Origin of the sequence: Mycetohabitans rhizoxinica HKI 454 (assembly GCF_000198775.1) — a bacterium.
Lineage (GTDB): Bacteria > Pseudomonadota > Gammaproteobacteria > Burkholderiales > Burkholderiaceae > Mycetohabitans > Mycetohabitans rhizoxinica.
The window spans coordinates 1,308,703-1,331,041 of sequence record NC_014722.1 but is presented as its reverse complement, the minus strand read 5'-3'; the positions used below and the strand labels follow the sequence as shown (position 1 = coordinate 1,331,041).

The window sequence follows — 22,339 nt, the reverse complement described above, 5'->3', positions numbered from 1 at the left end:
CGTCATGAGCCAGACACAAGCGCCTCACCCACCGCTGTCGGGCATGCAACTGGTGGTCGGGACCATCGCGGTCTCGCTCGCCGTGTTCATGAACGTGTTGGACACGTCGATTGCCAATGTCGCGATCCCGACTATCTCGGGTGACCTTGGCGTATCGTCGGATCAGGGCACATGGGTCATCACCTCGTTCGCCGTCGCCAACGCGATCTCCGTGCCGCTGACCGGCTGGCTGACCGAGCGGATCGGCCAGGTTCGGCTGTTTCTCGCATCGATCGTGCTGTTCGTCATCTCATCGTGGTTGTGCGGGCTGGCGCCATCGCTGCCGTTCCTACTGGCGTCGCGCGTGCTCCAGGGCGCGGTGGCCGGCCCCATGATCCCGCTGTCGCAAACGCTGTTGCTGGCGAGCTACCCGCGCTCCAAGTCCTCGATGGCGCTCGCGCTATGGGGCATGACCACGCTCGTCGCGCCCGTGCTCGGCCCGATCCTGGGCGGGTGGATCTCCGATAACTATTCGTGGCCGTGGATCTTTTACGTGAACATCCCGGTTGGGATCATCGCCGCGATCGCGACGTGGGTGATCTTCCGCAAACGCGACTCCGAGGTCAAGCGCGCGCCGATCGACGGTGTCGGGCTGATGCTACTCGTGCTGTGGGTCGGCTCGTTACAGATCATGCTCGACAAGGGCAAGGACCTCGATTGGTTCAACTCGACAACGATCATCGTGCTGGCACTGGTTGCAATTGTCACCTTCGCGTTCTTTGTCGTATGGGAGCTGACCGACAAGCACCCGGTCGTCGATCTGTCGTTGTTTCAGCGGCGCAATTTCACCGGCGGCACGGTGGCGCTGTCGGTCGGCTACGGATTGTACTTCGGTAACCTGGTCCTGCTGCCCTTGTGGCTGCAAACGCATATCGGCTATACCGCCACACAGGCGGGACTGGTCATGGCGCCGGTCGGCATCTTCGCGATTTTGTTGTCGCCACTAACCGGCAAATACATGCCCAAGACCGATCCACGCTACATCGCGACCGCGGCGTTCACCGTGTTCGCATTGTGTTTCTACCTGCGCTCGCAGTACACGACCGGCGTCGATACGTTCGCGCTGATGGTGCCTACGTTTATCCAGGGCATCGGCATGGCCGGGTTCTTCATCCCGCTAGTGTCGATCACGCTGTCCGGCTTGCCGCCGCATCGGATCGCCGCGGCCTCGGGTCTGTCCAACTTCGTGCGGATCATGTGCGGCGGCATTGGCACGTCCATCTTCCAGACCGCATGGGACCATCGCACCATCCTGCATCATGCGCAATTAGCGGAGCAAACTGGTCAATTCAGCCCGGTATTCGGGCAATCGGTCGCTCAGATGCGCGCGCTGGGCATGAGTGAAGCCCAGTCATATGGGATGGTCAACCATCTAATGACGCAACAGGCCGCGCAATTGGGGGTCAACGATCTGTTCTACCTATCCGCCGCGATCTTCATCGCACTAATTGCGTTGATCTGGATTACTAAGCCTGAGCGCGGCAGCGGCAGCGATGCGGGGGCTGCGGCATCAGCCGCACATTGAACGCCGGGTTCGGCGCGACGGGTAACCGCATGCAGACCGCCCGCCGCGCTCCCCGTTCCAGCACCTCGGCAACTTCGCCCTCTGACCACGCCGAGTCGTGGTTGCAGCAAACGCGCTTGTTGTGCGCAGTCCGCGGCAATGGCCCGTTTTCGCAACATCAGTGTCGGCCATATACTGGCCACATATAAGCCGTTCGTAATTCAAATGCCCAGTTCGATAATTTGCACTATAAATTAATGGGGACGATTTAACATTTGCGTCCGGAATCGATCTACGGGGGCAACGTGCCAAACACATGGTTTAAAAACTGTTCTCATTATTTGGCGGCCTGCGTCAAACCCGACGTTATGGATTGTGAACCGCAACGCCCGTCACGATCGGCCGGTTCCACATCGAATCGAGCCAACGCATTGACAAAGCTCAAGGCACTTCGGCGACCGCCATGGCGTAAGAGCAACGCGTCGCGCGATTCTCGCGCCAGTACGCCTAAAACAGATGCCACGGTCTCTACGCCACACTTGCTGAGATTGCCCAACGAAATTCACATGACCATCGCGAAGATGGTCGGCATCGAACCGGATTGGACGAGTCCGTACACATCCTACGTCAACAATCTGCAACAGCTTTCGTCGGKTGATACCTGGTTTGTCCGAATGGCTAAAGCCGGAATTGGAGAGCRMCAAAGCTCGCGCAGCAGGCCAGCGATTTAAAGCAGCTCAACGAACCGGAGCGAGTTGACAAATTCAAGGAAATCTTTACGCGCGCAATGGCATTGCAACCTCGGCGCCCTCAGGTGGAAGCCTATGTCATTGGTCAGATGCACTGCCTGCCGACATACGACGCGTATCTTGCAGCACAACACGTCACCGCCAAACTCAAGCAGTCCGCCCCCCACGAGTGCCACGCACAGTATATTGCGTTATCTAGAGAAATACCGCGCGTCGTTAAGGCGACACCACGCATCATTGGCGACTGGCGATCCCCTCCGGACACTCGTGCCAACCTGAACGCATTGCTGCTCCAACTGGTCGACGCCGCGTCCCAGCTGCCGCCGCACTCGAATAGTGCCAACGAGAAAATCACCAAGAAGAGAGCGACTGAAGCTATGCTAGCGGCCGTGCTGCCCATGCTCTCTGCGCAAGACTTGGTGCCCCGTTTTGATGCGCTGGTGAACATAGCACACACCATCAGTCCCAAGCTGGTGGCAGTGCTTGCGTCACGACTGCCAACACTTTTACTACTTCCAGCAGAAGAGCGTGCTGCGAAGTTCGATAACTTACTGTCCATTGTACAGAAGCATGACGGTGCGTCGGCGCCAACGCTCGCGGCTCAACTCTATGTCCTTTCCGATAACGACCAGCCTGCACGCTGGCACGCGCTGCTGCAAGTGGCAATACAACACCGCATCGCAGGCATGATCCAGCCTTTGCTAAATGCCGCAGTCTATCTTCCCGGCGAAGATGCTGGCGCGGCGTGTGCAGCAGTTCGCCACCTTGCAGACCAATCGCTGAACCCATCCAAGGATCGGGACGCCAATGTCATATTGGCCGCTGTTGCTGGCAAACTAAGTGCCATTCCGCAGGCAGAGCAACAGCCGATGTACGAATGGCTGCTTCGTCAAGTCAACAAGTTTCCAACACAAGAGCAGGTTTTAGAACGGTCGGCATTACGCTCACGTGTTGAACTGCTATCCTGCCTCGTGACGGAAATACACCGTTCGCCAGATGACAAAAAGCGCGAAGTTTTCGACATGCTGACCCGTATGCTAGATTGCGCCACGCCACACAATAGTCGCGACGCGCAGACTGCGCTTGAAGACCCATTTCGACTCCGAGGCAGACCCGCCAATTTTTCGCCATCCTCGCAACCTTGGATAGAACAATGGAGCAAGCGGTGCACGGATCCCACCCAGTCGCGTCTGGCACGCATTGCATTCTCCTGCGGATAGCATCACAGAGCAGGAACAATCGGTAACGCACTGATCCATCAGTGCCACGATATCCGCTGGCCGCACCAAAAGGCACCCAAAGGTACCGGCACCATGTAGGCTACATCGAGCACTGGAAAATTTCGTTTTCCTGTCGATGACATCTACCTTACCAGCCCCAGCGCTGACGTCATGACTATGCTGCGCAGCACATGGCAACTTACCATGATCATGAAACATTGCCCAATGCGATACAGCCCGTCGCATTGGGCGCCATGACCAATGCTGAGTGGCATGATCGACACAGCGTTAGCTGGTAGTAGGAAGCGTGCCCGCCAGCTCCTGGGTTAAACGGCTTAAAAATGAAAATACGTGATGTCAAGAAACTGGTTCGCTTATTTACCTTGCATGACAGGCGCATGTGGCGCCTCTGAGTCCCCGGACGCCGACACTGCATTGGCTGAGCCCAATCAAATGCCGGTAAAGTCACGCGACTATCGTTTGGACGTGTCAGCGTCACTGCCGCGCAGCGCGGCCTCGGAAGTCCCGCCGACGCGCCATCCCACAATCAAACAGCCAGTGCGCACGCGGACGCTAACGAAGCTGCCACTAGAAGTGCTGGAGATCATCGCCTGTCGAGTCGCTGAACCTACGACAAACATCAATCAAACCACCGCTTATCGTCACCTGTGGTCGTTCGCGACCGCGTCGCGCCAAACGTGGCACGCTTCGCAGCGGCAAATACCAGCAGCGCAGGTTCACGCGCGTGCGATGGACCTGGGCAGCGATGACCAGCAAGCACCGCTGCAGGAGTTCAAAGACATCTTCAACGCCGCTCGCCAGTTGCCCCTGGGTAAGGCGAAGCTTCAAGCATATGTAATCGAACAAATCGAGTGGATGCAGGACGGGCACCTGGACGCAATTCAGTGGACACTGTCCGAGCTTGCGAAGCAACCGACACATGCAAATGCCACCCCGTACCGCGCATTGATCAACGTGCTACCCAAAATCTTTAATCACGTGTGTCACCGTTTCGACAGCCCCCGCGATGCCATCGTGCCGGAGCACTCTGCGCAGCGAGCGGCATTCAATGTAGGGCTCGACGCAATCGGCCAGTTGCATGGACCGGACAAAGTGGACGCCATTGAGGTCATGGTATCGCTGTTGGAGCGTTTGCCCGATGATGAACGCGCAGCCAGTTTCGACGCATTGGTGCATGCCGCGATAGCTGTCTCGCCCACTTCAATAGCGGATCTCGTGCCATGCCTACGATGGCTGGAAAGCACCGAACAGCAAGACCGTTTGGATACCTTGATATCGATTGCAACTCAGTATAGCGACGCGGACGCGGTCGAGCCGCTGATCACCGCCACCGCGGCGATGCACCACGCTACCGATGCCGACACAGCACGATCCGATGCCACCGCGCCGCCGTCGGCGGCAGAGCAGCAGAATCGATGGGACCAAGTGCTAGCACTAAGTCACACGTTGTGGCGCTCGGGCAAAATGACGATCGAGCAGTTCAATGACGCGCTTTCGCTGCTCGAATCGATCTCGGAAATACTGCCCGCCGAACAGCGACAAAGGACTGCGGCGTGGCTCGAGAGTCAATTCAACGAAATAGCACAACGAACCGGCGCTAACTGCGAGGGGCGATCAGGCGTTCTGGACATAGCACACCGTGCTGGCACCGACCGAGTCCAAGCAGCCGACGCCCGTCAGCGTCATATACCCTGACCCTGACGTCGTCACCCACGTTCGACGCACGCACCAACCGCAACCGCTGACCGTGCGTGAAGCGCCGGGCCATCTCGGCATCCAGCTCAATTGGCTCAAACGTTGACAATAACGCGTCGACCGGTTGCAGACAGGCTAAACGTCGCGGCTCATCCGCATCAGACAGTTCGTCCAGCGTCACGGCATCGTTCAATGTCAATGCTCCGACACCGGTGCGGCGCAGCATCGTCAAATGCGCACCGCAACCCAGCGCTTCACCAATGTCCTCGGCCAGCACGCGAATATAGGTGCCCTTGCTGCATGTAACCCGAATCGTCACGGACGCCGCAGCGTCCAGCGCGCACGTGATGCACGCCAACGCATGGATCGTCACCGCCCGCGCTTCACGCTCGAGCGTCTGGCCTGCCCGCGCGTATTCGTAAAGGGGCTTGCCGTCGCGCTTAAGTGCCGAGTACATGGGCGGCACCTGCATGATTGGGCCCCGGAACGCGGTGAGCGCCGCGTCAATCGCCGCCCGGTCGCACGTAACAGGCCGCGTCTGTAGCACCTCACCCTCGGCGTCGCCAGTCGTCGTGCGCACACCAAGCTTCAGCGTCGCGTCATAGGTCTTGTCCGCATCGAGCAGATCCTGCGAAAACTTGGTCGCCTCACCAAAACACAGCGGCAACAGCCCAGACGCAAGCGGGTCCAGCGTTCCGGTGTGCCCTGCCTTCTTCGCGTTAAACAAGCAGCTTAGCGCGCATCAGCGCGTCATTGCTGGACAGTCCGACCGGCTTGTCCAGCAGCAACACGCCGTCCACGGCACGCCGGGCGATGCGTGGTCGCGTCGGATCGAATCGTTGCGTCATATCGATGCCATGTTCCGGCGCTCAGTCGTCCTTGGCACGCGTCGCGTTCGCCTCGTCGATCAGTCGCGACATCTGTACGGCCTTCTCGATCGACTCATCGAACATAAAGTGCAACGTTGGCACCGTATGAATGTGCAAGCGCTTGAATAACAAGTTGTGCAAGTGGCCAGCCGCGTGATTCAGTGCTTCTTGCGTCTGCCGAGGGTCTGCAGTCAGCGTCGTGAAAAAAACCTTCGCGTGCGCGTAATCCGGAGTCAACTCGACCGCCTGAATCGTCACCAGTCCAATCCGCGGATCCTTGACTTCACGCGCGATCAACTCCGACAAATCCCGCTGGATTTGGTCAGCGATCCGCACATTGCGATCGCCACTGCTGCGTTTTTTCCGCATAGTCCATTCCTGCCAACAAAAAAGGCGGAGCCCGACGGCCCCGCCCCTAGCACTGGTGCATCGAATTACAGCGTGCGCGCCACCTCGGTGACTTCGAACACCTCGAATTGATCACCTTCCTGGATGTCGTTGAAGTTCTTCAGCGACAGGCCGCACTCGAAGCCCTGCTTCACTTCCTTCACGTCGTCCTTGAAGCGCTTGAGCGAATCAAGCTCGCCGGTATGGATCACCACGTTGTCGCGCAGCACCCGTACTGATGCGTTGCGCTTGACAACGCCGTCGGTCACCATACAGCCGGCGACCGCACCGACCTTCGGCACCTTGAACACCTGTCGTACTTCAACCGTGCCGATCACCGCCTCGCGTTTTTCCGGCGCCAGCATGCCGGACATCGCAGCCTTCACTTCGTCTACCGCATCATAGATGATGTTGTAGTATCGGAGGTCGACACCGTTCGACTCGGCCAGCCTGCGCGTCTGGGCGTCGGCACGCGTGTTGAAGCCAATGATAACGGCCTTGGACGCGGTCGCCAGGTTGACGTCCGTTTCGCTGATGCCGCCCACTGCGCTGTGCACGATTTGCACGCGCACCTCGTCAGTCGACAGCTTCTGCAACGCATGCACCAACGCTTCCTGCGAGCCTTGCACATCGGCCTTCACGATCAGCGGCAGGTTCTGCACTTCGCCAGCACCCATCTGCTCCAGCATGCTTTCGAGCTTCGCGGCCTGCTGCTTCGCCAGCTTCACGTCGCGGAACTTGCCTTGCCGGAACAGCGCGATTTCACGCGCCTTGCGCTCGTCCGGCAGCACGATGACTTCCTCGCCGGCGTTCGGCACCTCGGACAGCCCTTGGATCTCGACCGGAATCGATGGCCCCGCCGACTTCGCCGCCTTGCCGAACTCATCGGTCATCGCCCGCACGCGGCCATAGGCGGAGCCCGCCAGTACGACGTCGCCACGCGACAGCGTGCCGGACTGCACCAGGATCGTTGCGACCGGGCCCTTGCCCTTGTCCAGCTTCGCCTCGATCACGATACCCTTGGCAGGCGCCTCAATGGGCGCCTTCAATTCGAGCACCTCGGCCTGCAACAACACGTTCTCGAGCAGGTCGTCAATGCCTTGTCCGGTCTTTGCGGATACCTCAATGAACGGCGCGTCACCACCGTACTCTTCCGGCACCACGCCTTCCGCGACCAATTCCTGCTTCACCCGATCCGGATTCGCGTCGGGCTTGTCGATCTTGTTGATCGCCACGACGATCGGCACACCGCCTGCCTTTGCATGCGAAATCGCCTCCTTCGTCTGTGGCATCACGCCATCATCGGCCGCAACCACCAGGATCACGATGTCGGTCGATTTCGCGCCCCGCGCCCGCATCGCGGTAAATGCCTCGTGGCCCGGTGTATCGAGGAACGTAATCACACCACGCGGCGTCTCGACGTGGTATGCGCCGATATGCTGCGTGATGCCCCCCGCCTCGCCCGCAGCAACCTTCGCGGTACGGATATAGTCGAGCAGCGACGTCTTGCCATGGTCGACGTGGCCCATCACCGTGACGACCGGCGGGCGCGGTAGCGCCTCGGCATCGGCCACCTCGCCTTCGATCAGCAACGCTTCCGGGTCGTCAAGCTTCGCGGCGAGCGCATGATGACCCAGTTCCTCGACGACGATCATCGCGGTTTCCTGGTCCAGCACCTGGTTAATCGTCACCATCTGGCCGAGTTTCATCATCACCTTGATGACCTCGGAGGCCTTGACGGCCATCTTATGCGCGAGGTCGGCCACGGTGATCGTCTCCGGCACGTGTACTTCACGCACGATCGGCTCAGTCGGCACCTGGAAATTCGTCTGCGCATCTTGATGCTTGCCACGGCCGCGCGGACCACCCCGCCAGCCACGGTCCACACCACCGCTTGAATCACCGCGCGTCTTGATGCCGCGCCGCTTCGCCGCATCGTCTTGCCAACCACTCTTGCCCGGAACTTTCTTCTTGTCGCCGGACGGCGCAGCCGTCGGCGCCGACACCGGTTTCTTCGCACCGGCGGCCGGTCGGGCCGGCGCTGCCGCGCCCGCCGGCCTGGCCGGCTTGTGCAGCGTGCCCTTTGCCTCAGCGGTCTTGGCCGGTTCAACCGGCTTTGGCGGTTCAGGCACCTTGACCATTGCCTTGCGCGGCGTCGCCATCATTTCGCGGATCGCCCGCGCCTCGGCTTCCGCCGCTTCCCGTCGCTTGCGGATGGCTTCCTGCTCCAGGCGTGCCTTGTCGGCGGCGGCGCGGGCATCGTCGGCGGCCTTCTTCGCTGCCTCCCGCTCGGCGGCGCGCTCGGCCGCCGCACGAGCGTCGTCAGCGGCAGCTTGTTGGCCGGCCGGTTGCGGCACATCGTGATTGCGCTGTTGCTCGGCCACTTGCTGGGCAGCCGCACGCGCTTGCGCTTGCGCCTGCGCCTGGGCCTGCTCCTGGGCCGCCTGCGCCGCGCGTCGCGCCGCTTCCTCCTCGGCGCGACGCCGTTCCGCCTGGGCCGCCTCTTCGCGGGCACGCCGCTGCGCTTCCTCGCGCTCAAGGCGCTCCTGCCGCTCCCGCAATTCGCGCGCTTGCTGGGCCAGTGCCTCGGCTTCGAGACGCGCCTGCTCCTCGCGACGCGCAAGCTCGGCAGTTGCACTGTCCTGGTCCTCGCCGTTCGGCACTTCGGTACCTGGCTCGTCGCGCTTGACGAACACCCGCTTCTTGCGGACTTCGACCTGGATCGTGCGAGCCTTGCCGGTTGCGTCGGCCTGCTTAATTTCTGACGTCTGCCGGCGCGTCAGCGTGATCTTGCGCTTGTCGCCGTCAGCGCTGCCGTGCGACTTGCGCAAGTGATCCAGCAAACGCGCTTTGTCCGCTTCGGACAGCACGTCGTCAGCGCTAGCTTTCTGCACACCCGCAGCTTGAAGCTGTTCGAGCAGAAGGCCTGCAGGCATTTTCAGTTCCGCGGCAAATTGGGCTACGTTGTTGCTCGCCATTCATCCCTCTTGAGGCAAGGACAGCGGTCCTTGCAGTTGACATCCCGGTGCGGCCTATCGGGCCGCGTCATTTCAATGCGCCATCATAATCTCGCTTCGCGCCCGTCACTGGAACCAGTGCTCGCGCGCCTTCATGATCAGCGCCTTCGCGGCCTCCTCGTCGATGCCGGTCATCTCGACCAACTCGTCGACGGCCAACTCGGCCAGATCATCACGCGTGTGTATCTCGTGCTCGGCGAGCTTAGCAAGCAACTCCCGATCCATCCCCTCGAGGCTCTTCAGCTCGAGCGACGCGTTTTCGACCTTTTCCTCATTCGCAATCGCCATCGTCAGCAGCGCATCGCGCGCGCGATTGCGCAACTCGTGCACCGTGTCTTCGTCGAACGCCTCGATCTCGAGCATCTCGTTGAGCGGCACGTACGCGATCTCCTCGAGGCTCGTGAAGCCTTCGTCGATCAAGATGTCAGCGACCTCCTCATCGACGTCCAGCCGCTCCATGAACAGGTCGCGCAGCACCTTGCGCTCTTGCGACTGTTTCTCGGCGGACTCGTCCGGCGTCATGATATTGATCTGCCAGCCGGTCAGCTCGCTGGCGAGCCGCACGTTCTGGCCACTTCGGCCAATCGCGACAGCCAGCTCGTTCTCGTCAACGACAACATCCATCGCGTGCTTTTCCTCGTCAACGACGATTGATTGCACGGCAGCCGGCGCAAGGGCGCCGATCACGAACTGGGCAGGATCTTCTGACCATAGCACGATATCGACGTTCTCGCCACCCAACTCGTTGCGCACTGCCTGCACGCGCGAACCGCGAATGCCGACGCACGTGCCGATCGGGTCGATGCGCTTGTCATAGGCGACCACCGCGATCTTCGCCCGCACGCCGGGGTCACGCGCTGCCGACTTGATTTCGAGCAAGCCCTGCTCGATCTCCGGTACCTCGAATTCGAACAGCTTCATCAGAAATTCGGGCGCGGTGCGCGATAGCTCGATCTGCGGCCCCCGCGCCGTGCGATCGACCTTGGCGATATATGCACGCACGCGATCGCCGATGCGCAGATTCTCTTTCGGGATTAGTTGGTCGCGGCGCAGCAACGCCTCAACCCGCCCCGATTCGACGACTAGGTTGCCCTTGTCGAGCCGCTTTACCGAGCCGGTCATGATCTTCTCGCCGCGCTCGAGGAAATCATTCAGAATCTGTTCCCGCTCCGCATCGCGCACCTTCTGCAGAATCACTTGCTTGGCCGCTTGCGCCCCAATGCGACCGAATTCGATCGACGGAATCGGCTCTTCGATATAACCGTCCAATTGCGCATCCGGATCCTGCTCGCGCGCCTCAAACAGCAAAATTTCCTGGTCCGGCTGTTGCAAGCCCGCCTCGTCCGGCACGATGCGCCAGCGGCGAAAAGTCTCATGCTCGCCAGACTCGCGGTCGATCGACACGCGTATGTCGACATCCTCGTCGAAAAGCTTCTTCGTGGCGGAAGCGAGCGCGGCCTCGAGCGCGGCGAATACCACATCCTTGTTGACGTTTTTCTCGCGCGCCAGCGCATCCACCAGCATCAACACTTCGCGACTCATTGTTTGCGGCTCCTAAAATCGACTTGCGGAACAAGACGAGCACGGTCCATGTCGGCGAGCGTAAAATCGAGCCTCGCCGGGCCGTCTTTTCCTTCAAATTCCAAACCTATCGTGTCGCCATTGGGCGCGTGCAGGATGCCGCGGAACGATTTTCGGCCGCCCAGCGGCTGCTTCAGCGTCACCATCACTTCGCTGCCAGCGAAACGTTCGAAATCTGCCCGTTTCTTCAGCGGCCGGTCTAGCCCCGGCGACGAAACCTCGAGACGTTCATAGTCGATATTCTCGACGGTCAGCACGTGCTGAAGCTGGCGCGTCACCTTCTCACAATCGTCTATCGCGATGCCCGCCGGCTGGTCGATAAACACGCGCAGCATGCCGCGGCCGGAGCGCTCCAAATCGACAAGCTCGTATCCGAGCCCGGTAACGGTATTTTCAATCAGTTCCGACAATTGCACGTTGTTTGACCTCATGCAGCACGGACCGCGCGCAACGCGCGTACCGGTTTCCTGTTTCGCGGTACCGGGCACGCTCGTGCAACGCGGCGCACGCAAGCGGCAGTACTGCGAAGCAGCGTCATCGGGCCATCCCCGCCACGATAACGACGCACTGCGGCAACGGCAAAAAAAAATGGGCGCCAACACGCCCATCTTCTTTTTACCGGTGGTCGCGCCTCGAGCCGCACCTTAACTAATAAGACGTGTGCCCAGCGACTGCGAAATTATAGCGTTTTTCGCCGCGACCCGCAATCTACGCCGCATATCGAAACCGAAACGTGGCCACGCGACGACACGCGCGCGGCGCGTCGGCACGCCATGCCGCGCACGAGGGACGCCTTCGGCAAGCGCACGCTTAACGACCGCGCGGGCGCCCCCGCGGTGCACCGCCCTGACGCACGCCATCTTGCCGCAGCGCCGTCTGCGCACCGCGACCGCCACGCGGCTTGCCCTTTTGCGCACGGTTGCCGCCCTTGCCGGATGCCTGGTTGCCGTTGACGTCACGGTTATCGTGTTTGCCACCCGTCATATTGCCGTGCCCGTGCGCAGCGGCAAAGCCGGTATACCCAGGCACCGGCGGCGTGGACGAAGTCCAGTTCGCGCCGCCGCGCGCACCGCGGCCAAATCGTCGCTGCGGACCTGGCGCATCGTAGCTAATATAGCCGAGCGCCGTTTGCATCGGATCGGGTTGGCGACGCGGCGTCGCCTTACTGCGCTCCGCCTTGTCCTCGCCCGGCCCTTTCAGCCCGACGGCTGACATCAACGCGCGCACCTGGTTGTCCTCGAGTTCTTCCCAGCGGCCACGCTTGAGGCCACGCGGCAGCACGATCGGGCCATGGCGCGTGCGGATCAATCGGCTGACGGTCAGGCCCACGGCTTCGAACATGCGACGCACCTCGCGGTTGCGCCCTTCTGCAAGCGCCACGTGGTACCAGCGATTGGTGCCTTCGCCACCCCCATCCTGAATGCGCAGGAAGCTCGCCGGACCGTCATCGAGCTCGACGCCGTTGAGCAGCTTTTGCCGCGCGCTCTCGGCCAATTCGCCGATGACCCGCACCGCATATTCGCGCTCAACCTGGTAGCGCGGATGCATGAAGCGGTTTGCGAGGTCACCAGACGTGGTCAGCAACAACAAGCCTTCGGTATTGAAATCCAGCCGACCGACGGCCAGCCATTTCGCCGTCTTCATCGGCGGCAGCTTGTCGAACACCGACGGGCGACCTTCCGGATCCGCGTGGCTGACGATCTCGCCTGCCGGCTTGTGATAGATCAGCACGCGCGGCGGCTTGTTCGGCAGCTTGCGCTTGACCGGCTTGCCATTGATGCGCACCTGGTCGGTTGGCATGATCCGCTGGCCGATGTGCGCCGGCTCGCCATTGACCGACACGCGCCCAGCAATAATCAATTCTTCCATTTCACGACGCGAGCCCATGCCGGCCTCGGCAAGCACCTTGTGCAGCTTCGGCGCATCGTCGTCGGCCGACAACGCGCGCTTGCCAGCGGGCACGCCACCCTTGCGGCCGCGCCGCAGCATTGGCGCGCGCACACTACCCGCACCGGTGTTGTCGGCATCGAACGCCGGCGACGTGACGTAGGCAAATACGTCGTCGTCACGCCCTCCGGCTTTCGGGGAACCGCCGGCCGGCGCCGCGCTGGCGTCACGCCTCGCGCGCGGCTCGCGACGGGGCGCGTCGGCATCGCGGCGCGCCTCAGGGTCACGCTTGGCGCCCTTGCCCTGACGCTTGTTGGCGGGGTCCTTACGGGGCATGCGTACATGCGCGACCACCTCGCCGTCGGGCGGCGCCTCAGTCACTGTGGCCGGCGCAGCACCGATGGCATCGGTCGCCTTCGACTTGGCCACCGCACGACGGCGAGCGATCAGGCTGCGCGGTCCGCGGCGCAAACCGCGCCGTGGCCGCTCTTCGCCTTCGCCGCCTTCCGCGGCCGGCAGCACCGGCAAGGCGCGCTGGCCCGCATCGCGATCGTCCACGGCCGCCACGCGGGCAGGACCGGACTCGGGAGAATCGGGATCGTGGTTCTCGTTCAAAACAACCTCTGAGTGTCAGAATGCCGGCATGCGCCATTTGGCTGCGCCGGGGTCGGTGTACATGTCACGTCAAACGTCGCGCGATATCGGGTCGCTCGGCGCCTGCTCGTTAATCTTCTCGACGTTGCCAGGTGCGGTCGCCGCTACTGGATGCGCGTGTCTGGCATGCTCGTCACCCCCGTCGGTATGGCTGTGCGCTGCTGGGTCAACTACCAGATCGTGCACGGGCGGAACCGCGCACCTCTGGGCAGCATCACGGTGGCCACCCACGGCCGGGACCGGGGTCGCGAGCTCCGCGACGGTGGGCGCCGCTTCGGCGCTCTCGCCCGTCACAGGCTCTGGCTGGGGCGACGCCGCCGAATCATCGCCTGCGGCGTCGCGCGCTAACCCGGCTGCCTCACCGATCACCGCAGCGCGACGCGGTTCCGCGTCGCCCTCGGCAAACTCGATGGCGCGCTGCGCCAGCAGATCGGCCTGCCCCTGCGGTCTCGGGTCGGACAGCGGCGGCAACTCGTCCAGCGTGGCCATACCGAGATCGTCCAGGAACTGCTTAGTCGTCGCGTACAGCGCCGGCCGCCCGGGCACATCACGATGCCCGATCACCTCGACCCATCCTCGGTCCTCCAGTTGCTTGATGACCTGCGTATTGACCGTGACACCGCGAATCTCCTCAATATCGCCACGCGTGACCGGCTGACGATACGCAATGATCGCGAGCGTCTCGAGCACTGCACGCGAATACTTTGGCGGCTTCTCCGGATTGAGCCGATCCAGAAATGCGCGCATTGCCGGACGGCTCTGGAATCGCCATTCCCGTTGCCACCGATACCAACTCGACACCCCGATCGCGCCAGTCCGTGCGCAGCTCTTCGAGCAGCGCCCGGATCGTATCAGCCGAGATCGCGTCGGCAAACAGCCGGCGCATGTCGCTGACCCTGAGCGGCTCCTGCGCGCAAATCAAAGCAGTCTCGAGGACGATTTTCGCCTCTTGGGTATTCATTCAGCTGGACCAGACCTGTTTGGTCAATGAACCGGATCAAAAGCGCCTGAACAACGCGCATGATGAAAGACCGCGCTCGCCCGCTTCTGGTCGATCATATTGATGGGAGCACGCCCGGAGGTTGGCAGAATGACCACGGGCCATACCGAGCCGGGAAGCCAGAGGAATTCCGTAAGGAACCGCGTGACTGAACGTTATAGTACGCAAAAAAACACAAAGCGTAAAGATCAGGGCGCGCGCTATGTGCCATGTGCCATGCGTCGTGTGCCGGTGTCGTGCATCCCGCCCAGCGCATCGCGAGGACACTCATGTCAGATCCTCGGCCCGGGCGGGCAGCGTGCGCACCAGTTCCCATACCGCCTGAGCGGCCGGCGATAGTGAGCGATCGCGACGGCGCACGAGTTCCACCGTGCGCTGCGCGCGCGGCACCAACGCACGCGCGACAAGCCCGGAATTGGCCGGCAACGGCAGCGACAGCCACGGCAGCACACTGATGCCCACGCCAGCCTTAACCAATCCGAACACCGTCGCCGAGTGTCCCAACTCCTGCACGACCGGCGAGACGACGCCATGCTCGCGCAGCACCCGGTCGATGATCGGCCGGCTGCCCGACTCTGGGCCGAGCAGCACCAGCGACTCGCCGGCCAAAGCGCCCCATTGCACCTGCGTGCCGGCGGCCAGCCGGTGATTGGCTGGGCAGACGACGCAAAACGAGTCGGTCATCAACGGCTCGCCAACCAGTTCGTCGGCCGCCAGACCGCCGACGATCACCCCAAAGTCCACTTCGCCGGATTTCACTTTGCGCACCACGTCGCTTTGCACATCGTCACGCAGGCCAAGCTGGATATACGGGAATTGTTGTTGGCAGCGAGCAACGACGCGAGGCATCAGCCGGCACGCAATGGTCGGACTTGCGGCCACGATCACCCGGCCGCGCCGCTGCTCGCTGATCTCCCGTATCTCCTGCAGCACTTGGTCTAGGTCGGACAGCAGCCGCGACACGCCGCCCAGCAGATTCGCGCCCGCGTCCGTCGGGCGTACCTCGCGCGTCGTGCGATCGACCAGCTTCAATCCCAGTTCAATCTCCAACTCGCGCACGCAGCGGCTGACGGCCGATTGCGTCAAACCGATTTCATCACCTGCCCGGCTGAAACTTTGCAGACGCGCGACTTCGATGAAGACCCGGAGTTGCCTGAGCGTTACATTCATTTATTGAATTCATAAATGCGCGCAATGATGCAAATCATACGCCGAACTTGCGTGCCGCTGCGCTGCGCGAGTTGTGCCGCCATGACGGCGGCGCAGCGAATCTGCTGTGCCACGCGCTGTACATCGGTGCACTATCGGACGTCGATGCGCACCGACGTGGCGCCGCGTGCCTGTGATTGGTGATTGTCCCGATTCCTTATCAGGCCATTCCGTATTGAGATACACAACTAGCCGGACATGCATTCCAGCTGCCGTCGCGGCCGGCCACCGTGGCTGGCGCTGCAGCGTCTGCATGCCGGTCCAATGGCACGGTTTCTGCATTTGCCATGCGCACCAGCCTAGCCAAGGCGGCGAACCAAGCGACGCCCGCTTTTAAGGGGACCAGCGCCCCGCTGCCAGGGTTGCGATCAAGGTGCGCGGTGCGGGGCGGTACACCGGGGTTTGCTTCGTTGAGGTGAAACGATGATGCTGTTCGACGATTTAAAAGATCACGAGTGGGCGCTGGTCGAGGCGCTGTTCTGCGAGGAGCCAGCGCGCGTCGAACGTCGCGGCCGGCCGCGCGTCGAGCCGCGCGCCGTGGTCAATGCCGTGCTCTGGGTCTTAGCGACCGGGGAAGGATGGTCCAAGCTGCCCGGTCGTTATCCGTCACCGCCGACCTGTCGCCGGCGCTTCGATGAGTGGCAGGCTGACGGCACGCTGGTCGAGATCGTGCGCCGCCTTGCCGGCGCTGGGCGCCAAATCACGTTGCGCGGCCGCATCGGCGCGACGGCCGTCAAGCCCCCCGCGCCACCGAGCCGCGATCGGCTGCGTGGCGCGTTCTGGACCAATCCGGAGTCGTGGCGCGCGCCAGTGAAAATGGCCTGACTTGACGGACACGCTCAGATCCGCCCGCGTTGCCGGGCGGATCGCTTTTACGGACACGACGCGCGCCTGCTCGGGCCACGAAACGGCAGCTTGTTTCAGTGCGTTTCGCGCCACTGGCTGTTACTCGCGCGGTCGTCCCCCGTCACTGGGCGGCCTGAGACGGTGCTATCGGTACGCTGACCCGACAGCGCGCTCCATCGCCCGGCTGGCCCGGGAAACATTCATTTACTTTTATTTACAGCGGCCCTTCTCCCCCGCGCTTATCGTGGAATCGAAGCAACAGACGCCACCTCGATCGGCCCTGGGGAACAACAATGAGCGTGAAGGTCCGGATCGTCTGCGGCATAGCGCTATGGTCAATCGGCGCGGCCGCTGCCGCAGGATGGTTGGACAGCGGCTACCACAGCGCCGGTGCAGTCGCGCACGCCAGCCGTCCCGAGCACGTCGAGCGCAGCGCGTACATGCCCGAGGCGTTGACTCTGCCGGTACCGCGAGGCGATCTGCGCAGCGATATCGAAAGCAACGCGCGGGCCCAGCGCAATGTGCGGGACTGGCGCAGTCCACCGCCCGGGCGGGGACTACTTCCCCACTGAAGCCCGGAGGCAACGCGTGACGGCGCCCCCCCATTTGTGCATTGCGCACGCGCGGGAACCTGCGCGCGCCCACCCTGTCCGACACTATGCCATGAGCACAGCGTGGCAATGAGTCACATCCGGTATGTTCCCGTATCCGCGCGGATACGGGCTTTTTCCATCGCCCTGCCCGCCGGCAAGCCGCGCTGCGCGATGCTCCCCACCCTCACGGCTGAGGGTCGGCGTGCGCAAGCAGCGACGCGGCCGCGTCACAGGCATAGCGCAGCTCGCGCTCGACAGGCCATGCAGGTAGGCACGCACGGCGCTCCAGTCGCCCCAACTCCGTCTTGCCCCGGGCGCTGAGCACCGCAATATCCACGGGCGCGTGGTAACCTGGCACGAGCGGTGAAGGTTGCCGTGCGGTACCGATCAGCCCCTGCTCGCGCAGGAACTCGAACACTCGCGGTCGACGCGGCCAAGGCACCTGCCGGTATTGCGCGCGCCGCAGGCCCTCCAGCACGGCCTCGTTCGTATAATCCATTCCGCCCTCCACATTGGCACCGGCCAGGGTGGCCGGCGCATTCGACATGTCCGCTTATAATCGTCGCGCCGCGACCAGCTGGGCACCGTCACCGGCGCGGCTCGACCTGGCGCACGGCGGCCCCTTGACACTCACCGCCTAAACTCGATCGCCTCAACCGGCACGCAGCCGGCCGGGACGATGCCTGAAACGATACTTCCATGCTCGTTGCATTCGTTGCACTCCTCTGGCTCGTCGCCATCGCCGTATCGCGCCGCCACCGCCGTATGACCTGCGTCGCGGCGGCGTTTTTCGCCTACCTGTTGTGCGCCGGATGGCTCGGCGAACCGGCGCTGCACGCGCTGGAAACCTGTGTGCCAGCCGCAAGCCCCCCGCGCTACGGTGGCAACGTCGCGATCGTGCTGCTCGGCAGCGGCACTGAATACGACGATGCGCATCGGCTGGTGCCGAAGTTCGACGCGTGGCGACGCATCGACGCGGCAGCCGCGCAATTCATACTATGCCGTGCGCAGCGCGCGCAGTGCACGCTGGTGGTAAGCGGCGGCAATCCCCAAAAACACGAGCACAGCGAAGCGGCCAACTATCAACCGCATCTGGTATCGCACGGGGTGCCGGCGGCCAACATCGTGCTCGAGCCCGACAGCTTGAACACCTATGAAAACGCCCGCAACACCGGCGCGATCCTGCGCCGGCACCACTATGACCAGATCGTGCTGATCACGTCAGCGTACCACCTGCCACGCGCACTGCTCGACTTTCACCACTTCGGCATCGATGTCGTGCCGCTCGCATCCAACTACAGATGGCGACGCCCAAGCTGGCGACCGCACCCCGCCCATGTCATTAACACCAGCATCGCGTGGCACGAATGGATCGGCCTTGCACAGTTTTACGTCTACCGGCGGATCGGGTGGTTCTGATAGCCCCCAGACCAATCCCGATAGTATGCGCGGAAAAATGACCGCCGAATGGAATTTGTTGTGTCCGCGATATGCAACAAGATGCCACGTCACGGCAAGGTCGTTACAATGTCGCTGCGGATAGCCTATTTGCTGGCTAAAATGCGCGCTCTGCCGGATAGTATGGCACTTCCGGTCATGGGCCCGAGAACGCTGTCACTCTACGGAGATAAAGATGAAGAAAGTGTCCCTGGCATTGCTCGTTTCTTTATTTGCCGCAACGGCATATGCGCAGACCGATCGCGGCGTGACGATGAGCACCGACCCGGCCAAAGCGGCCGACGTCGAACAGCGCGCCCAGGCGCTGGAAGCTGCTCAATCGGAAGCCCCAGTAGCGCCAACGCCCGCGCACGCGCCGGCCAAGCATCGCAAGGCTGCCAAGCATCATAAGGCCGGGCACGCGCAGCAGGCCTTTGAGGCTGGCCCTGCCGCACCGTCGGCAGCAAGCCAGTAACGGCTGCGACCGGCGTGCGGCACGACATACCATACGCTGAGGTGCCATCGGGCCGAAGTCTCGCAGGCTTCGGCTTTTTTATGGGCGTCGGTTTCGTGTTACAGTCCCGCGCCCGATGCACGAGCGCAACGACATAGAGGATGGTGTGAGTAATATCGAACTCGAAATCGAATGGACCGAGGCAGCCTCGAAAAAGATCGACAAGCTGATGCCGCGCACCACGCGCGGCGATGAGCCGTACATCGCGCTGCCACCGATCGAATGCCTGCCCGTTGAGGGTGACGTGTTGTTTCTGGGCCCGCCGGGCAAACAGCAGCCGTTCATCGTCGCGGAGCGGCAGTATCACCACGAGGGCGAAGCGGACTGGACGATCATTTTGATTCTGGACGTCGTCGAAGCGCACTGACGCGTGTGCCGCCGCCCCGGTCAACGCGGAAAAGCCCCTCTTGCAGCACGAGGCACGGACAAAACCGTCGCGCTACGAGGATAAGCAACGGAGTCATCGGCGCCTTGCCCGGGTCAAGGCGGCGCCGGGCTTGGCAGTTGGCGCAGCCACGTCGAGTCATGCCGGATCGCGACGCGTCGAGTACGCACCGCCATGATTCGGGCGATGGCAACCCGCTTGCGCGCCCACTGAGGCGCATTCGTTGAATCAGCGGCCAACCTCGGCAGCTACTTATTAAGAAAAGAGAACCTTCCCCGGCAGAGAGCCCATTCGACGATGAGGCGGGATCGGCTGGCATGAAAGCGCCAGCCGTTACGGCGTCAAGTGACGTCATGGCATACGCGCGGCCTGGCGCGGACTCGCGGCCTGACGCAGATTGCAAGACGGCGTGCCGTGCGCACGCCGCCCGGGATGAAGGTCAGCGCGGCTTAGTTGATTAGCAGCGGCGGAGCAGCACAACTGGTTAATCAGCCGCGGCAGGGTCAGTGCAACTGGTCGATCAGCAGCGACAGAATCTGGCGTGCCTGCTTCGAATCGTCGACCTGCCCGCTCTCATCCACAATTGCGACCCTCGTCTGCGTCTCGGTCAGCGCGCGCACATTCACACGGTACTGCTTCGCCGCTTTTTCCTTGCGGCCATGGAATACTTGGCTCCAGAAGCCCTGTTTGGCCGAACTTAAGTCGTTCGGATCGACGTAACGAATGAAATACAGGCCACGTGTGCGATCGCGGTCATCGACCGTGAAATTGTTCCGGTCCAACGCCACGCCGACCCGCAGCCACGCGTCGTCATAAGACTCGGCAAGCGTAATGTCGGTCGCCCCGGTGAGCGTCGCGGTGGCCCCCGACGCCTTGAGCGCTGCCTGCGACGCACTGGCCGCCGCGTCGGCGGCCTTGGGCGCAGATGCGGCCACCGGCTCCGCGGCCATTGACGCACCGCCCTGCTGGTTACGCGCCAACGCTTGCATCAACCGCTTCAGGTATTCGGCCTCCAGCGCCGGATCATTCGGCCGATCTTCCCACCGGCTTTGCTCGTTGTTCGAGCCGAACAACTGCTCATGCAATCCGCGCTGGCTGATAAACACATACGTTCCGCCGTTCGGCGCGTTTTCAAGCCGCGTGCGGTACTTGTCGCGCAGGCCGGTCGTGTAGCCGGTGCCCAGCGCCTTGGACAACGTATTGCGGATCAGGCCATCCGGCACCTGCGGATGGGTTTCGTACCAGTCCGTCTCCATGATCCCGCGATCGCGCGCGTCCAGCGACAGCACGAAGCCCTGCTCCTGCCAAAAACGCCGCACCTGGGGCCACACTTGTGCGGGCGCCTGCTTGTCGATCACCAGCCAGCGCTGCGTACCCTCGCGCTGGATATGCATGCCCTGCACCGGCGGCAGCACCGCGTCGCCCACCGGCGCAAGCGCCGATTGCTGCACCTGCTGCAATCTGGACAGCGACGCCGAGCCGCCTTGAGGCGGCAGCGAACGCTGGTCGGCGATCTCGTGGGCCATGTCCGGGGGCACGGCCAGCGACGACGCCTTTGCCCGCGTGGCACTCTTGTAGTCGATCGCCTGTGGATGGGGCGAACTGCAGGCCGCCACGGCGCCGGCAATGATGGCACCAGCAACAAAGCGCGAGATGAGACGGGTTTGAATCAGTTTCATGGAATCCTTTCCGCATGCACCCGGACCAATGCCCGGCAATCAACCGGCCATTGTACCGATCTCTTTTCGCAAGGTACAAAAATGACGCGCGAACCGTGCTGCCGGCTCGACGCGTCAGTGGTGTACAGCGACCTCACGCTATGAGCGGCCGGCCCGCGATGCAGGGGCGACACCCGCCAGCGTGGCGGCCCGCACGCGCTGTGCGGGAGGGCGACGCGGCGGCAGCGTTGACAAGCGCATCATATGACGCAGCGCCATCAGGCCGCCGATCGTCTCTATGATGGCCGCGGGCACCCACATGATCAGTCCGCCCAGGCTTTGATCCAGCGCCGGCGACAGGTCCATGGCGCGACCGCACAACGTGAAGATCGGGTACAAGTCGCGCGAGGAGAACGTAATGATCGCACCGGCCAAAAGCTGTGGCGTCATCGTGATCACCGGTGACAACACCCGCATGCCCGGCTTTACCCGACTGGGCGGGCTCGGGCGATGATCCAGCAGCATCCACCAATACAGCAGACCACTGACCGTCACCGACCAATTCATGAACAAGTAGATGCGCCAGTCGAGCATCGAAATGAACTGCACGGACGGAATGAGCCAGAAGAGCACCGAAATCACGAACGCCAACGAGATGAACGCCGGGTTGAGCAGCACGGCGCCGGCTATGCGCGACGCACGCCGCCGGGCCGCCCGGTGCAGCATGCCGCGCCAGCGTGGCGGCATGCCGGCACGCATCACGCTGCCTGGATAGGCGGACATGACCAGCAGCGGTGCCAGATGATGCAGCACCAAGTGCTGGAGCCGGTGGACGAAGAATTGATGCTCGGCGTAATAGTCCACTCGCGTGTGCAGCGCGACATACAGCAGCACGAGACCCGTCCAGAACGCTGCCTGGCGCGCAATGCTCACACGTTGGCGCAGCGTGCCGCGCGCGAACAACACGGCGGCCGCGACAAAGATGAACACCAGCCCAAACGAGGGCTCCCACGGTTCCAGGAAACGAAGCAACGAGGACATGATAAGGTGGAACGATGCGGCGCACGCCAGCGG

The 22,339-nt window shown here is 62.6% G+C and carries 18 protein-coding genes and 2 pseudogenes; 9 read left to right on the top strand and 11 right to left on the bottom strand.

The features are described from left to right. Positions 1 to 4: 4 nt before the first annotated feature. The 3 genes from RBRH_RS06230 to RBRH_RS06220 all read left to right on the top strand — a co-directional run bounded on the left by RBRH_RS06230 (position 5) and on the right by RBRH_RS06220 (position 5,228). A complete protein-coding gene (locus RBRH_RS06230) occupies positions 5 to 1,564 on the top strand; it encodes a DHA2 family efflux MFS transporter permease subunit (protein ID WP_013435200.1) in 1,560 nt (519 codons plus the stop codon). A 793-nt stretch (positions 1,565 to 2,357) separates the two neighbouring features. Further along, positions 2,358 to 3,512 carry a hypothetical protein gene (locus tag RBRH_RS06225; RefSeq protein WP_041753455.1) on the top strand — a complete coding sequence of 385 codons (1,155 nt, stop codon included), beginning with the start codon at positions 2,358 to 2,360 and terminating at the stop codon, positions 3,510 to 3,512. Between the two features lie 453 nt (positions 3,513 to 3,965). Then, positions 3,966 to 5,228, top strand: coding sequence for a hypothetical protein (locus RBRH_RS06220; protein WP_041753453.1), 1,263 nt, complete (start codon positions 3,966 to 3,968; stop codon positions 5,226 to 5,228). On the opposite strand, the pseudogene truB reads toward RBRH_RS06220, so the two are convergent. The 8 genes and pseudogenes from truB to RBRH_RS06175 form a co-directional block, all read right to left on the bottom strand. Continuing rightward, positions 5,131 to 6,076 (bottom strand): annotated as a pseudogene (gene truB, locus RBRH_RS06215) (tRNA pseudouridine(55) synthase TruB). The gene RBRH_RS06220 and the pseudogene truB overlap by 98 nt on opposite strands. A gap of 21 nt (positions 6,077 to 6,097) precedes the next feature. Next, a complete protein-coding gene (gene rbfA, locus RBRH_RS06210) occupies positions 6,098 to 6,466 on the bottom strand; it encodes a 30S ribosome-binding factor RbfA (RefSeq protein ID WP_013435195.1) in 369 nt (122 codons plus the stop codon). 65 nt (positions 6,467 to 6,531) lie between these two features. Continuing rightward, entirely contained in the window at positions 6,532 to 9,462 is a 2,931-nt protein-coding gene (gene infB / locus RBRH_RS06205; protein WP_013435194.1) for a translation initiation factor IF-2, read from the bottom strand. A gap of 105 nt (positions 9,463 to 9,567) precedes the next feature. Beyond that, positions 9,568 to 11,043, bottom strand: coding sequence for a transcription termination factor NusA (gene nusA, locus RBRH_RS06200; protein ID WP_013435193.1), 1,476 nt, complete (start codon positions 11,041 to 11,043; stop codon positions 9,568 to 9,570). Next, entirely contained in the window at positions 11,040 to 11,498 is a 459-nt protein-coding gene (gene rimP, locus RBRH_RS06195; protein WP_041754243.1) for a ribosome maturation factor RimP, read from the bottom strand. Before rimP ends, nusA begins: the two co-directional genes overlap by 4 nt. Before the next feature lie 394 nt (positions 11,499 to 11,892). After that, entirely contained in the window at positions 11,893 to 13,584 is a 1,692-nt protein-coding gene (gene rluB / locus RBRH_RS06185) for a 23S rRNA pseudouridine(2605) synthase RluB (RefSeq protein ID WP_013435191.1), read from the bottom strand. Positions 13,585 to 13,653: 69 nt separating this feature from the next. Further along, positions 13,654 to 14,584, bottom strand: a pseudogene (gene scpB / locus RBRH_RS20155) (SMC-Scp complex subunit ScpB). A gap of 306 nt (positions 14,585 to 14,890) precedes the next feature. Then, positions 14,891 to 15,793: a LysR family transcriptional regulator gene (locus tag RBRH_RS06175; RefSeq protein ID WP_013435187.1), complete on the bottom strand. Its 903-nt coding sequence runs from the start codon at positions 15,791 to 15,793 to the stop codon at positions 14,891 to 14,893. Positions 15,794 to 15,840: 47 nt separating this feature from the next. Here RBRH_RS06175 and RBRH_RS20900 point away from each other — a divergent pair, with 47 nt between their 5' ends. From RBRH_RS20900 to RBRH_RS06165, 3 genes are all read left to right on the top strand, one after another. Beyond that, positions 15,841 to 15,969, top strand: a complete 129-nt coding sequence (locus RBRH_RS20900) for a hypothetical protein (protein WP_269764291.1) — start codon at positions 15,841 to 15,843, stop codon at positions 15,967 to 15,969. A gap of 286 nt (positions 15,970 to 16,255) precedes the next feature. Further along, entirely contained in the window at positions 16,256 to 16,657 is a 402-nt protein-coding gene (locus RBRH_RS06170; protein ID WP_013435183.1) for a transposase, read from the top strand. A 314-nt stretch (positions 16,658 to 16,971) separates the two neighbouring features. Then, positions 16,972 to 17,250 carry a hypothetical protein gene (locus RBRH_RS06165; RefSeq protein WP_041753449.1) on the top strand — a complete coding sequence of 93 codons (279 nt, stop codon included), beginning with the start codon at positions 16,972 to 16,974 and terminating at the stop codon, positions 17,248 to 17,250. A gap of 205 nt (positions 17,251 to 17,455) precedes the next feature. Here RBRH_RS06165 and RBRH_RS06160 read toward each other — a convergent pair whose 3' ends face one another. Beyond that, positions 17,456 to 17,770 carry a hypothetical protein gene (locus RBRH_RS06160; protein WP_041754242.1) on the bottom strand — a complete coding sequence of 105 codons (315 nt, stop codon included), beginning with the start codon at positions 17,768 to 17,770 and terminating at the stop codon, positions 17,456 to 17,458. A 200-nt stretch (positions 17,771 to 17,970) separates the two neighbouring features. On the opposite strand from RBRH_RS06160, the gene RBRH_RS06155 reads away from it, so the two are divergent. From RBRH_RS06155 to RBRH_RS06145, 3 genes are all read left to right on the top strand, one after another. After that, the gene (locus RBRH_RS06155) at positions 17,971 to 18,690 is read left to right on the top strand and encodes a YdcF family protein (RefSeq protein ID WP_013435178.1); all 720 of its coding nucleotides are present in this window, start codon (positions 17,971 to 17,973) and stop codon (positions 18,688 to 18,690) included. Between the two features lie 214 nt (positions 18,691 to 18,904). Further along, positions 18,905 to 19,183: a hypothetical protein gene (locus RBRH_RS06150; protein WP_013435177.1), complete on the top strand. Its 279-nt coding sequence runs from the start codon at positions 18,905 to 18,907 to the stop codon at positions 19,181 to 19,183. A gap of 145 nt (positions 19,184 to 19,328) precedes the next feature. Then, positions 19,329 to 19,589 (top strand): hypothetical protein, encoded by a 261-nt coding sequence (locus RBRH_RS06145; RefSeq protein WP_041754240.1) that lies wholly within the window; start codon positions 19,329 to 19,331, stop codon positions 19,587 to 19,589. 521 nt (positions 19,590 to 20,110) lie between these two features. On the opposite strand, the gene bamC is transcribed toward RBRH_RS06145, so the two are convergent. Together bamC and RBRH_RS06135 are read right to left on the bottom strand one after the other, a co-directional pair. Next, positions 20,111 to 21,280: an outer membrane protein assembly factor BamC gene (gene bamC, locus RBRH_RS06140; RefSeq protein ID WP_041754239.1), complete on the bottom strand. Its 1,170-nt coding sequence runs from the start codon at positions 21,278 to 21,280 to the stop codon at positions 20,111 to 20,113. A gap of 144 nt (positions 21,281 to 21,424) precedes the next feature. Continuing rightward, positions 21,425 to 22,306: a cytochrome c oxidase assembly protein gene (locus RBRH_RS06135; protein ID WP_013435173.1), complete on the bottom strand. Its 882-nt coding sequence runs from the start codon at positions 22,304 to 22,306 to the stop codon at positions 21,425 to 21,427. Between the last annotated feature and the right edge of the window lie 33 nt (positions 22,307 to 22,339).